A 12,252-nucleotide genomic window follows, 5' to 3' on the forward strand; every position below is an offset into this window, starting at 1 on the left:
GCCCCAACTCCATCCCACCCCATCGCCGGTGTCGCGCCAGGTCGTACCGGCGGCCCTGCTCCTGAACGGCGACTTCAGCCACCCGCGAAACGGTCGGGTGATCAGCGCGTCGAGGAGCGCAAAAAAAAGGGGGCGGGCGCGGGCCGAAAGGCCCTCACCCGCCCCTGGGCGGAGGTCAGAGGCGTGCGACGCCGTCGGCCCTGGCCTGCGCGGCCACCGCGGCGATGACGGCCGGCGCCACCCGCTCGTCGAAGGGACTCGGGATGACGTACGTCGCCGACAGGTCGTCGCCCACGACGCCGGCCAGCGCGTCGGCGGCGGCCACCTTCATGTTCTCGGTGATCGATCCGGCCCGCACGTCGAGCGCGCCGCGGAAGACGCCGGGGAAGGCGAGCACGTTGTTGATCTGGTTGGGGAAGTCGGAGCGGCCGGTGGCGACCACCGTGGCGTGCCTGGCGGCCACGTCGGGGTGCACCTCGGGCGTCGGGTTGGACAGCGCGAAGACGATGGAGCCCGGCGCCATGGACGCGACGGCCTCCTCGGAGACCGTCGAGCCCGACAGCCCCACGAACACGTCGGCGCCCGCCAGCGCCTCCTCCGTCGAGCCGGTGCGCCCCGCCTTGTTCGTGTCGCGGGCGAGCGCCTGCTTGACCGGGTTGAGCCCGTCGCGGCCGTCGTAGATGAGGCCCTTGGAGTCGGAGACCGCGATGTCGCCGATGCCCGCCTCCAGCAGGATGCGGGTGACGGCGACGCCGGACGCGCCGGCTCCGGCCACGACGGCGCGCAGGTCGCCCAGCGTGCGGCCGGTGAGGCGGGCGGCGTTCTTCAGCGCGGCCAGCACGACGATGGCGGTGCCGTGCTGGTCGTCGTGGAAGACGGGGATGTCGAGCGCGTCGCGCAGCCGCTGCTCGACCTCGAAGCAGCGGGGGGCGCTGATGTCCTCGAGGTTGATGCCGCCGAACGAGGGCGCGAGCCTGGTGACGGTCTCGACCAGCGCGTCGACGTCGGTGCAGTCGAGGCAGAGCGGGACGGCGTCGACGTTCGCGAACTCCTTGAACAGCAGCGCCTTGCCCTCCATGACCGGCATGGCGGCCGACGGGCCGATGTCGCCGAGCCCGAGCACGGCGGTGCCGTCGGAGATCACCGCGACCACACGGGAGACCCACGTGTAGTCGGCGGCGAGCGCGGGATCGTCGGCGATGCCCGAGCAGACCCTGGCGACGCCCGGCGTGTAGGCGAGTGACAGGTCGTCCGCGTCGCGGACGCGCACGGTGGAGCGGATCTCGATCTTGCCGCCGCGATGCAGCGCGAAGGCAGGATCGGCGTCGAGTGCGGTGGAATCAGAAGCGGGCGTGGCAGCCACAGCGACCCCTGTAGTGATTGGTAGCGGAGAAACCTTCGGCGGACGAGCGCGAGCGGGCTGGCTTCGGTAGCTGCCAGAGTCCCCTCGCCGATCGTCTCGTTGAGGGGGTTCGGGGGTCACCCGTCTCCCCATAGTGCCACATGGTGAGATGGTGATCGATGTCGTCGCCGCGTGGTCACCGCGCCCGCAGGACTCTCCAGGCCGTCCCCATCCGGCCTGGTGTCGGCTCTGACGCCGTTCCGTTGACGCATCGTTAAACGTCCGATGACAGATACGCACAAAACCCCATTTAAACTGCACAAAACGCACGTCATGGCATTTCACTTCTCGAGGAGGCCGTACATGGCCCTCAGCCCCAGGGGCCGCCGCGGCTACGCCGCCGGCGCGCTCGCCCTGACCGCCGCTCTCGCGCTGTCCGCGTGCGGCGGTGAGAGCGGCTCGAGCTCCGGCACCACCAGCGCGAGCGCCACCGGCGCAGCCGCCGGCGTCAAGCTGGTGCAGCCCGGCAAGCTCACCGTCTGCACGAACATCCCGTACGAGCCGTTCCAGTTCAAGGACGACAGCGGCAAGGTCGTCGGCTTCGACGTGGACATCGTCGACCTGGCCGCGAAGAAGCTCGGCGTCGAGCAGAACATCGTCGACATCGACTTCGCCGTCATCAAGAGCGGCGCCGCGATGGCCGCGGGCAAGTGCGACGTCGCCGCCGCCGGCATGACCATCACCCCCGAGCGGCAGCAGAACATCGACTTCTCCGAGCCCTACTTCGACGCCACGCAGGCGCTGCTGGCCAAGAAGGGCACCGGCGCCAAGTCGCTCGAGGACGTCAAGGCCAAGGGTCTCAAGCTGGGCGCGCAGGCCAGCACCACCGGCCTCGACTACGTCAAGAAGCAGGGCTTCGACCCCACCGAGTACGCCGACTCCGCCAAGGAGCTGCTCGCCCTGCAGGCGGGCCAGGCCGACGTCGTCGTCCAGGACCTGCCGGTCGTGCTCACCTGGCTGAAGAAGTCCGACATCGCCGAGAAGTTCGAGCTGATCGCCAGCCTCGACACCGGTGAGCAGTACGGCATCGGCCTGAAGAAGAACGCCGACCCGACCCTGCTCAAGACGATCAACGAGGAGATCGCCAAGGCCAAGCAGGACGGCACCTACGAGAAGATCTACGTGAAGTGGTTCGGCAAGAAGCCCGGCGAGCTGGGCAGCTGATCCATGGCCGAGCAGCCCAAGACGGCTGAGCCTGCTCGCGCCAGGCTCAGCCCCCGCAAGAAGCAGCGGATCAGCCGCGGCATCCAGTACGCCGTCCTGGTCCTCGCGCTGGTCGGCGTCGTCCTCTACGCCGACTGGGGCAGCCTCGCCCAGAACTTCGCGAAGGGCGACGTGGCGCGTGAGGCCCTGCCCGACCTGTTCACGGTCGCGCTGCGCAACACGATCATCTACGCGGTCGGCGGGTTCCTGTTCTCGTTCCTGCTGGGTCTGGTGCTGGCGCTGATGCGGCTGTCGCAGGTGCTGCCGTACCGGTGGATCGCGATCGTCTACATCGAGATCTTCCGCGGCCTGCCCGCGCTGCTGATCTTCCTGATGATCACTTTCCTGCCGCTGGCGCTGCCCGGCTTCGCCGTCCCCGGCGGCACGTACGGACAGGGCATCCTGGGCCTCGGCCTGGTGGGCGCGGCCTACCAGGCGGAGGTGTTCCGCGCGGGCCTGCAGGCCGTGCCCAAGGGGCAGACGGAGGCCGCGCGCTCGCTCGGCATGTCCGCCGCCAGGGCGCAGGTCACGGTGGTGATCCCGCAGGCGATCAGGATGGTCATCCCGCCGACGACCAACCAGTTCGTGGCCCTGCTCAAGGACTCGTCGCTGGTGCTGTTCCTCGGCGTCTCCGGCGAGTACGTCGAGCTGGCCAAGTTCGGCAACGACCTGGCCTCCCAGTTCGCCAACGCCACGCCCATCATGGTCGCCGGCGTGACGTACCTGATCGTCACCATCCCGCTGGGCTACCTCGCGTCCCGGCTGGAGGGACGCAAGGGGAGGACGCGATGACGCACGCCATCGAACTGCGCGACCTGCACAAGCACTTCGGCCAGAACGAGGTGCTCAAGGGCATCGACATGACCGTGGACACCGGCCAGGTGGTCTGCGTGATCGGGCCTTCAGGCTCCGGCAAGTCCACGCTGCTGCGCTGCGTGAACCTGCTGGAGACGCCGACCAGGGGCAAGGTGTTCGTGGAGGGCGTCGAGGTCACCGACCCCGACGTGGACATCGACGCCGTACGCCGCCGCATCGGCATGGTCTTCCAGCAGTTCAACCTGTTCCCGCACATGACCGCGCTGGAGAACGTGATGATCGCCCAGCGGCGGGTGCTCAAGCGGGGCAAGAAGGAGGCCGAGGTCATCGCGCGGGAGAACCTGGACAAGGTGGGCGTCGGCGCCAAGTGCGACGCCCTGCCGAGCCAGCTCTCCGGCGGCCAGCAGCAGCGGGTCGCCATCGCCAGGGCACTGGCCATGAGCCCCGACCTGATGCTCTTCGACGAGCCCACCTCGGCGCTCGACCCCGAGCTGGTCGGCGACGTGCTCACCGTCATGCGCAAGCTGGCGGAGGAGGGCATGACGATGCTGGTCGTCACCCACGAGATGGGCTTCGCCCGCCAGGTGGCCGACCGGGTGGTGTTCATGGACGGCGGCGTGGTCGTCGAGGACGGGCCGTCGTCCCAGGTGATCGGCGATCCGCAGCAGGAGCGCACGCGGACGTTCCTGCACCGCGTCCTGCACCCGGAGGACTGACGCTCTTGCCCGGACCGGAGGGCGGGACGCGCGCGGCGCGCCCGCCCTTCTGGTGTAATACACCGGCATGGACCTGACCTCTTACGCGGAGTGGGCGGTCCGGCTGGCCAACGACCTCGCGCCGCCGGCCGAGCTGCGCGGGCTGCGCGACGAGCTGGCCGCCGTGTTCGACGCCGCCGGTGACGAGCGCGCGGTGGCGTCGCGGCTCAACGCCCTGCTGGAGCGCTATCCCGTACGCCCGCAGCTGTCCGACCACGACGGCCACGGCTGGCACCTGCACCTGGCCGACGACCCCGCGGCGACGGCCGTGATGGGCCTGGCCGCCGTCGTGGCGGAGCTGGGCGTCGACCGGCTGGGGCGCTGCCACGAGCCGCGCTGCCGCCGCGCCTTCCTCGACACCTCCTCCAACCGCTCGCGCCGCTACTGCTCGGCCCGCTGCGCCAGCCGCGCCAACGTGGCCGCCTACCGCGCCCGCCGCCGCGACGCCGCCCGGCCGGCCGGCGGGCGGCGGATCAGCGGCCAGTAACGCAGCACGACGCGGCCCACGATGTCCTGGACCGGCCCGAAGTCCCAGCTGTCGCGGCGCCCGCCGGCCCGCTGGTTGTCGCTCTCCAGCCACCAGCCGTCGGCGCCGTGCCATTGGGCGCGTTTGACGATCAGCCGGTCGGGGTCGCCGGGCAGGCGGGCGACGACGAGGTCGCCAGGACGTACGGCGGCGCCCCGCCGGACCAGCAGCCAGTCGCCCGGCAGCAGCGCGGGCCGCATCGAATCACCTTCGACACGCACTCTCATCGGCTATGACCCCCTAGTCCGCAGGCGTCGGGACCCGAGTAAGGTCGGTTGTGGACCAAGCTGATTCAGCATCCAGGAAGGACTTTCTGATGCTCGCACGACTGCTACGACCCAAGCATGTCGCTTCCGCACACTGCGACCTGCCCTGTGGGGTCTACGACCCCGCTCAGGCCCGCATCGAGGCCGAGTCGGTCAAGGCGATCATGGAGAAGTACGCGGCCAACGAGGACCCGGTCTTCCGCGCCCGCGCCATCAAGATCAAGGAAGAGCGCGCCGAGCTGGTCAAGCACCACCTCTGGGTGCTCTGGACCGACTACTTCAAGCCGCCGCACCTGGAGCAGTACCCGCAGCTGCACCAGCTCTTCTGGGACGCCACGAAGCTGGCCGGCGCGGCCGGCGCCAAGGGCACCGTCGAGGTGGCCAAGGCCGAGGACCTGCTGGGCAAGATCGACGAAATCTCCAAGATCTTCTGGGAGACCAAGGCCGCCTAAAACGGCACATAAGGCTCTGTGCGGTCCCCGGCCGCGCAGAGCCTTTTCCGTTGATGGCGAGTCTGAATCGTCCAAGCACCGCTCAGGGGCGGTAAGTTGCAGTCAGCGGCGGATTCGCGAGGAGGAACGTGACCGAGGAAACCGAGACGCGCGCGGAAGGCGTGGCCGGCATCCGCGACGTGGTGAGCATCAGGCTCCCCGCGGCGAGTGCCTACCTGTCTGTGCTGCGTACGGCTACCGCCGGCCTGGCCGCGCGGCTTGACTTCACCCTGGACGAGATCGAGGACCTGCGCATCGCGGTCGACGAGGCCTGCGCCATGCTGCTCAGCGAGGCGGTGCCGGGCACCGACCTGACCGCCGAGTTCGAGCTGACGGGGCAGGAGATGCAGGTCAGAGTGGAGGTGACCACCGTCGGCAGCTCCGCGCCCAAACGCGATGACTTCGCCTGGATGGTCCTGACCGCCCTGGCCGACGACGTCGACGCGGTGACCGGCTCCCCCGACCGTATGGCGATCGTCCTGCGTAAGCGCCGAGGCGCTGCCCAGAATGCGGCGGGGCCGGCGTGACGGAAAGGACTGGAGCCATGGCCACCAGCGAACACGCCGTGCCCGACCGGGTGCGTGCCCGCATGCTCTTCGCCGAGCTGGCCGAGCTGGGTCCCGAGGAGCCGCGCCGCCAGCGCATCAGGGACGAGCTGGTCGAGCTTCACCTTCCGCTGGTCGAATACCTGGCGCGCCGCTTCCGCAACAGGGGCGAGTGGCTCGACGACCTCACCCAGGTCGCCACCATCGGTCTGATCAAGTCCATCGACCGGTTCGACCTCAACCGCGGCGTGGAGTTCTCCACCTACGCCACGCCCACCATCGTCGGCGAGATCAAGCGGCACTTCCGTGACAAGGGCTGGGCGGTTCGCGTGCCGCGCAGGCTGCAGGAGCTCAAGCTCTCGCTGACCAAGGCGATCAGCGACCTGTCGCAGCGCGAGGGGCGTGCCCCGACGGTGGCCGAGCTGGCCTCCTACCTCAAGATGACCGAGGAGGAGGTGCTGGAGGGGCTCGAGTCGGCCAACGCCTACTCCACGGTCTCGCTCGACGCGCCCGACTCGGGCGACGACGACGCGCCCGCGGTCTCCGACTCGCTCGGCATCGTGGACGAGTCGCTCGAGGGCGTCGAATACCGCGAGTCGCTCAAGCCGTTGCTGGAGCGGCTCCCGCCGCGCGAGAAGCGCATCCTGCTGCTGCGCTTCTTCGGCAACATGACGCAGTCGCAGATCGCCACCGAGCTGGGCATCTCCCAGATGCACGTCTCGCGCCTGCTGGCCCGCACCCTGGCCCAGCTGCGCGAGGGCCTGACTGCCGACGACTGACCGGGTTTTCCGCACCCGCCCCGCGCGACGTGCGGAAAACGCGGCTAACCGTCGCCGTAGAGCGCGTGGGTGGTGGGAGGAGCGAGCAGCGTCACCAGCCCGGCCAGGGCCACCACGATCAGCGGGATGCCGAGCTGCGGCTGGTCCGACTGGATCAGCGTGACGGAGACCGGCAGCATGAAGATCTGGGTCAGCACCGCGGGCGACCTCCCCCACCGCTCCATCTTGAACAGCCCGCCCCAGGCCACCCAGAGCAGGCCGGCGCCCACCAGCAACCCGAAGACCGCCTCCGCCACGGCGGTGGTCACGTCGTCTGGCCTGCCTGTCAGGGTCTCCACGGCGACGAAGACGCCGAGCCCGAGCGCCACGAGGCCCTCGACGGCGACGACCGCGGCGGCGATGAGGAGGGTAAGCGGGCGACCGTTCACGGTCCGTACCCTACCTCCCGGGGCGCGCGGCGCGGGAAACAGGACGTTCGGCGGATAAGCCGGACAAGCTGCACCGGATACGCTGGCGACATGCGCGCCATGCTGCTGGTCAACCCCAAGGCCACGACCACGAACGCCCGTACGCGCGACGTGCTCATCCGCGCACTCGGGGCGGCCGTGGAGCTCGCCGTCGAAGAGACCCGCTACCGGGGTCACGCGGCGTCATTGGCGGCCACCGCCCGCGCCAAGGGCTACGACGTGGTGGCCGTGCTGGGCGGCGACGGCACGATCAACGAGACCGTCAACGGCCTGCTCAATCCCGTCAACGGCGAGGCGCCGCCGCTCGACGACCCCAGCACCGGACGCCCTGGGCTGATCGTCATCCCCGGCGGCAGCGCCAACGTCTTCGCCCGCGCGCTCGGCCTGCCCAACGACCCGGTGGAGTCGACGGGCCAGGTGCTGGAGGCGCTCAGGGAGGACCGGCGCAGGACCGTGGGTTTGGGGCAGGCCCTGTGGGAGGGCCAGAGCCGCTACTTCACGTTCTGCTCGGGCATGGGGTACGACGCCGAGGTTGTACGGGCCGTGGAGGGCCTGAGAGGCACCGGCCGTAAAGCAACCCCCACACGGTATGTGAACACGGCTCTGAGGCACTATCTGGCCACGGACAAGCGGCATCCCGCGATGACGGTGACCGGTCGTGGCATCCCGGCGGCCGGCGGGGTGTTCATGGCGATCATCTCCAACACCTCGCCCTGGACGTACGTCGGCAGCCGCCCCGTGCGCCCCACCCCGTGGGCGAGCTTCGAGACCGGCCTGGACCTCCTCGGCCTGCGCAGGATGAGCCCTATCACACTCGCGCCGGTGATCAGGCACATCCTCACGGAGAGTGAGGCCCTTCCGTCCGGCCGCAACCTCGTCCAGCTCCACGACGAGGCCGAGTTCACGCTCACCGCCGACCGTCCCGTGGCCTTTCAGCTGGACGGTGACTACCTGGGCGAACGCGAGAGGGTGACGTTCCGGTCTACACCGAACGCGTTACAAGTTCTGGTCTAGCCGGTTACATTCGGTCATTGTGTGACGCATCCGACATCCATTACCGCCAAAACTTACCGCCAACCCCCTTGCGTGCACTCTGCGTGGCTGACAGGCTCAACCATGACGTCCGAACGTAGGACCTTTAACACCCCAGGGTCCTCGACGGGCGGCGGGCAACCCCGGTCCCCACAGGATTCGGGTCGTTGTTCGCGCGAGTTAGTGAAACTCTTCACAAAGTAGCCGCACGGAGCCAGACCGAAGGCTCCATCTACTAAGGAGTGGACGCATGGACTGGCGCCACCGAGCTGCCTGCCGTGACGTGGACCCCGAGCTGTTCTTCCCGATCGGCAACACCGGCCCGGCACTCATGCAGATCGAAGAGGCCAAGCAGGTCTGTCGTTCCTGCCCGGCCGTCGACGCCTGCCTGAAGTGGGCCCTGGAGTCCGGCCAGGACGCCGGCGTCTGGGGCGGCCTGAGCGAGGACGAGCGTCGCGCGCTCAAGCGCCGCACCGCCCGCGCCCGTGCCCGCGCCACCGCCTGAAGACCTTCATCATCTCCCCACCCTACGACGGCGCTGTCAGCAGGGCGGAAGCGGGATCGACAGAACGACCTCCGTGCCGCCTTCCAGGCGCGGCTCGACGGTGAGCCGCCCGGACAGCTCCCCCTCCACCAACGTGCGCACGATCTGCAACCCCAGGCTGGTGGAACTGTCGAGATCGAAGCCGTCGGGCAGCCCGCGGCCGTCGTCCCAGACGGTCACGTTGAGCCGCTCGTGCGCGGACTCGACCATCACCTCCAGCCGCTTGGGCCGCCCATGCTGCAACGCGTTCTGCAACAGCTCGGTCAGCGCCATCGCCAGCGGGGTGGCGATCAGCGACGGCAGCACGCCGAACTCCCCCACCCGCCGCGGCGTGACCGCCACCTCGGGCGACGAGACCTCGCCCGCCATGGCGATCACCCTGTCGGCGATCTCGTCGAAGTCGACGAACTCCTCCGGCGCGTGCGAGAGCGTCTCGTGCACGATCGCGATCGAGCCGACCCGGCGTACGGCCTCCTCCAGCGCCTCGCGGCCCTCCGGCACCTGAAGCCGCCTGGCCTGCAGGCGCAGCAGCGCGGCCACGGTCTGCAGGTTGTTCTTGACCCGGTGGTGGATCTCGCGGATGGTGGCGTCCTTCGTCATCAGCTCGCGCTCGCGCCTGCGCAGCTCGGTGACGTCCCTGATGAGGACGAGCGCGCCGATGCGGCCGCCGCCGACGATCAGCGGGATCGCGCGCAGCTGCACGATCGTGCCGCCCGACTCGACCTCCGTCTCCTTGGCCGCGCGCCCGCTGGCCACGATCATGAGGTCTTCGTTGATGGGCTCGTCGGAGTAGCACAGCTGGGCGGTGACCCGGCCCAGCTCGGCGCCCACGAGGTCGGCGTGCAGGCCGAGCCTGCGGTAGGCCGACAGCGCGTTCGGGGAGGCGTACGTGACGCGTCCGGCCCTGTCGAGCCTGAGCAGGCCGTCGCCCACGCGCGGCGAGCGGACCAGGATCGGCTCATCGCCCGAGAAGGGGAAGCGCCCCTCCGCCACCATCTGCGCCAGGTCGGAGGCGCTCTGCAGGTAGGTCAGCTCCAGGCGGGAGGGGGTGCGGGCCGAGGAGAGGTTCGTCGAGCGCTGGATGACCGCGAGGAAGCGGGCCTCGCCGTCCTCGACCGCCCGGCGTACGGGGATGGTCTCCTCCCTGACGGGCACGCCCGTGGACCAGTCGGGGTCGCCCTCGCGGCAGATGCGCCGCTCGTTCCATGCGGTGTCGATGAGCTGGCGCTCGCCCTTGGCCGCGACCGTGCCGACGATGTCGTCGTGGTAGACCGTCGGGCCCGTCGTGGGGCGCATCTGGGCGATGGCGATCCAGCCGTTCTCTCCCAGCAGCGGCGCCCACAGCACGAGGTCGGCGAACGACAGGTCGGCCAGCAGCTGCCAGTCGGAGACCAGCGAGTGCAGCCAGTCGAGATCCGCTTCGTCGAGCGCGGTGTGGCGGGCTACGAGGTCGCTGAGAGTCGGCACGAGTGCATCATGCGTGCTTTCCCCCGCGACAACCAAACCGACCCCCGGGCAGGCGGGCATGTTTGACGACAAGGGTGACGGCATCGCCCACATAGCTGGACTTGTCACGAAATCTCATACTGTGAGAAGCGTCATACCGCCGAAGCCGCGAGCCACCGAGAACGAGCCGCTCCGCGACGAGCCGGAGGTGATCCACACGAGCGCGACGTCCCCCCGGCACCGGTGCGACACGGCGCGCGAGCCCGTCTCGGTTGCGATCGCGCACGCTGCTGTGGATATCCTTCACCATCAACCTGAGCTGCCCGGATCCGCGCGTGCCCACACCCGCACGCGGCCGGCGCCGGTCGGCCGACGCGGCCCGCGGTTGACCACTCGGGCCGAAGTGAGTTCCGATGATCTCGCGGTGACCAGACACGCCCTCACCGCCGTGGCAGAAGTGAAGGTGAGAGCGTGAGCGACGACAGCCCCCGCGTGCCGAAGTACTACGACGTGAAACGGGCCCTGCTCGAACTCACCAAGACCCTTCCCCCCGGCACCGCCCTGCCGCCCGAGCGCACGCTCGCCGTCCGGTTCGAGACCTCGCGCACCACCGTCCGCCAGGCCCTGACCGAGCTGGTCGTCGAGGGGCGGCTGCTGCGCATCCAGGGCAAGGGCACGTTCGTCGCGCAGCCCAAGGTGGCCCAGGTGCTGCAGCTCACCTCGTACATCGGGGACCTGCGCACCGCCGGCCTCGAACCCGACACCAAGATCCTCGAGATCGGCTACATCACCGCCGACGAGGCACTCGCCCGCCGCCTGGCCATCAACCCCGGCGGCCGCGTCCTGCGCATCCACCGCCTCCGCCTGGCCAACGGCGAGCCCGTCTCCATCGACACGACCCACCTGTCCGCCCGCCGCTTCCCCCGCCTGCGCCGCGAGCTCGAGGTGCACGCCTCGCTGTACGAGACGCTGCACAACGCCTACAACGTGCGCCTGACGGACGCCGAGGAGATCATCGAGACCGTCCTCGCCACCCCCTACGACGCCAAGGCCCTGGGCGTGGACGTCGGCCTCCCCATGCTGCTGCTCACCCGGCACGCCTTCGACGCCGACGGCAACCCGGTGGAGTGGGCCCAGAGCCTCTACCGCGGCGACCGCTACAAGTTCGTCACCCGCCTGCGCCGCCCCTGACCGCCCTTTCCCTACGCTTGAGTCATGAGCGTTCTCGTCGTCGCGGGTACCGGCAGCGGTGTGGGAAAGAGCGTGGTGACGGCGGCGGTGGCCGCACTGGCGGTCGCTCGGGAGGCCGAGGTGGCCGTGGTCAAGGCGGCGCAGACCGGAGTCGGTGCCGGGGACGACGGTGACGTCGATCGGGTGATGCGGCTCTCCGGGGTCAGGACGACGTTCGAGCTGGGGCGCTTCCCCGACGCGTTGCCGCCCGCCGCGGCCGCTCGGGCCGCCGGGCTGCCGCCCATGTCCATGGCGGCGGCGGCCACCCTCGTGCGGGAGCTCTCCGAGAGCAACCGGCTGGTGCTCGTGGAGGGGACGGGCGGGCTGCTCGATCGGTACGACGAGGACGGCGCCACCATTGCCGACCTCGCGCGTACGTTGCGGGCCCAGGTGCTCGTGGTGGTGAGCCCCGGCGCCGGCACGGTGAACGACACCGCGCTCACCCTGGAGGCGCTCGCGCATCGGGGGCTCGACCTCGCGGGGGTCGTCATCGGGCGGTGGCCTGCCGCGCCCGGGCTCGCGGAGCGCTCCGCCGTCGCCGACCTGGAGATGCTTGCGGCGCGGCCCCTGGCCGGTGCGCTGCCCGACGGGGCCGGTGCGCTGTCCGGGCCTGAGACGTTCCTGGACGTGGCCAGGGGTGGCCTCAGCGCCGCGCTGGGCGGCGCCTTCGACCCGGCCCGCTTCCGCCAGACCGCCTGAAGGGTGGGGTTAGCCCTACCCTTCACCGGCACACCAGGCCCATTTCGCGGC

Annotated in this window: 15 protein-coding genes; 11 read left to right on the forward strand and 4 right to left on the reverse strand. The window is 70.1% G+C overall.

Annotated elements, in window-relative coordinates; translation table 11 throughout:
* Nucleotides 1–175: 175 nt before the first annotated feature.
* Nucleotides 176–1,363, reverse strand: a complete 1,188-nt coding sequence (locus tag ABZW11_RS10175) for an NADP-dependent malic enzyme (RefSeq protein WP_355414728.1) — start codon at nt 1,361–1,363, stop codon at nt 176–178.
* 342 nt (nt 1,364–1,705) lie between these two features.
* On the opposite strand from ABZW11_RS10175, the gene ABZW11_RS10180 reads away from it, so the two are divergent.
* From ABZW11_RS10180 to ABZW11_RS10195, 4 genes are all read left to right on the forward strand, one after another.
* Entirely contained in the window at nt 1,706–2,566 is an 861-nt protein-coding gene (locus ABZW11_RS10180) for an ABC transporter substrate-binding protein (RefSeq protein WP_355414730.1), read from the forward strand.
* A gap of 3 nt (nt 2,567–2,569) precedes the next feature.
* Complete coding sequence (locus ABZW11_RS10185; protein WP_355414732.1) at nt 2,570–3,397, forward strand: amino acid ABC transporter permease; 828 nt, start codon at nt 2,570–2,572, stop codon at nt 3,395–3,397.
* Nucleotides 3,394–4,137 (forward strand): amino acid ABC transporter ATP-binding protein, encoded by a 744-nt coding sequence (locus ABZW11_RS10190; RefSeq protein WP_355414734.1) that lies wholly within the window; start codon nt 3,394–3,396, stop codon nt 4,135–4,137. The genes ABZW11_RS10185 and ABZW11_RS10190 overlap by 4 nt, the downstream gene beginning before the upstream one ends.
* 67 nt (nt 4,138–4,204) lie before the next feature.
* Entirely contained in the window at nt 4,205–4,663 is a 459-nt protein-coding gene (locus ABZW11_RS10195; protein ID WP_355414736.1) for a CGNR zinc finger domain-containing protein, read from the forward strand.
* Here the strand turns inward: ABZW11_RS10195 and ABZW11_RS10200 are convergent.
* Complete coding sequence (locus tag ABZW11_RS10200; protein ID WP_355414738.1) at nt 4,600–4,929, reverse strand: S24 family peptidase; 330 nt, start codon at nt 4,927–4,929, stop codon at nt 4,600–4,602. The two genes, ABZW11_RS10195 and ABZW11_RS10200, sit on opposite strands and share 64 nt — an antisense overlap.
* Before the next feature lie 89 nt (nt 4,930–5,018).
* Between ABZW11_RS10200 and sodN the strand changes: the two genes are divergently transcribed.
* The 3 genes from sodN (at nt 5,019) to ABZW11_RS10215 (ending at nt 6,783) form a co-directional block, all read left to right on the forward strand.
* Entirely contained in the window at nt 5,019–5,420 is a 402-nt protein-coding gene (gene sodN / locus ABZW11_RS10205; RefSeq protein WP_148442130.1) for a superoxide dismutase, Ni, read from the forward strand.
* A 128-nt stretch (nt 5,421–5,548) separates the two neighbouring features.
* The gene (locus tag ABZW11_RS10210; protein WP_355414740.1) at nt 5,549–5,986 is read left to right on the forward strand and encodes an anti-sigma factor; all 438 of its coding nucleotides are present in this window, start codon (nt 5,549–5,551) and stop codon (nt 5,984–5,986) included.
* Nucleotides 5,987–6,003: 17 nt separating this feature from the next.
* Nucleotides 6,004–6,783 (forward strand): RNA polymerase sigma factor SigF, encoded by a 780-nt coding sequence (locus tag ABZW11_RS10215; RefSeq protein WP_171074665.1) that lies wholly within the window; start codon nt 6,004–6,006, stop codon nt 6,781–6,783.
* A 44-nt stretch (nt 6,784–6,827) separates the two neighbouring features.
* Here the strand turns inward: ABZW11_RS10215 and ABZW11_RS10220 are convergent, their stop codons facing one another.
* Complete coding sequence (locus ABZW11_RS10220; RefSeq protein WP_355414742.1) at nt 6,828–7,211, reverse strand: hypothetical protein; 384 nt, start codon at nt 7,209–7,211, stop codon at nt 6,828–6,830.
* 90 nt (nt 7,212–7,301) lie between these two features.
* Here ABZW11_RS10220 and ABZW11_RS10225 point away from each other — a divergent pair, with 90 nt between their 5' ends.
* Both ABZW11_RS10225 and ABZW11_RS10230 read left to right on the forward strand, forming a co-directional pair.
* On the forward strand, nt 7,302–8,264 hold the full coding sequence (locus tag ABZW11_RS10225) for a diacylglycerol kinase family protein (RefSeq protein WP_355414744.1): 963 nt from the start codon (nt 7,302–7,304) through the stop codon (nt 8,262–8,264).
* A 268-nt stretch (nt 8,265–8,532) separates the two neighbouring features.
* A complete protein-coding gene (locus tag ABZW11_RS10230; RefSeq protein WP_345389576.1) occupies nt 8,533–8,787 on the forward strand; it encodes a WhiB family transcriptional regulator in 255 nt (84 codons plus the stop codon).
* Between the two features lie 36 nt (nt 8,788–8,823).
* Here the strand turns inward: ABZW11_RS10230 and ABZW11_RS10235 are convergent, their stop codons facing one another.
* On the reverse strand, nt 8,824–10,293 hold the full coding sequence (locus tag ABZW11_RS10235) for a histidine kinase N-terminal domain-containing protein (RefSeq protein WP_355414746.1): 1,470 nt from the start codon (nt 10,291–10,293) through the stop codon (nt 8,824–8,826).
* 450 nt (nt 10,294–10,743) lie between these two features.
* Here ABZW11_RS10235 and ABZW11_RS10240 point away from each other — a divergent pair, with 450 nt between their 5' ends.
* Both ABZW11_RS10240 and ABZW11_RS10245 read left to right on the forward strand, forming a co-directional pair.
* Complete coding sequence (locus ABZW11_RS10240) at nt 10,744–11,463, forward strand: GntR family transcriptional regulator (protein WP_355414748.1); 720 nt, start codon at nt 10,744–10,746, stop codon at nt 11,461–11,463.
* A gap of 24 nt (nt 11,464–11,487) precedes the next feature.
* Complete coding sequence (locus tag ABZW11_RS10245; RefSeq protein WP_355414750.1) at nt 11,488–12,201, forward strand: dethiobiotin synthase; 714 nt, start codon at nt 11,488–11,490, stop codon at nt 12,199–12,201.
* Nucleotides 12,202–12,252: the final 51 nt, after the last annotated feature.

This window comes from Nonomuraea sp. NPDC004580 (genome assembly GCF_040609855.1).
GTDB classification, from domain to species: Bacteria; Actinomycetota; Actinomycetes; order Streptosporangiales; family Streptosporangiaceae; genus Nonomuraea; species Nonomuraea salmonea.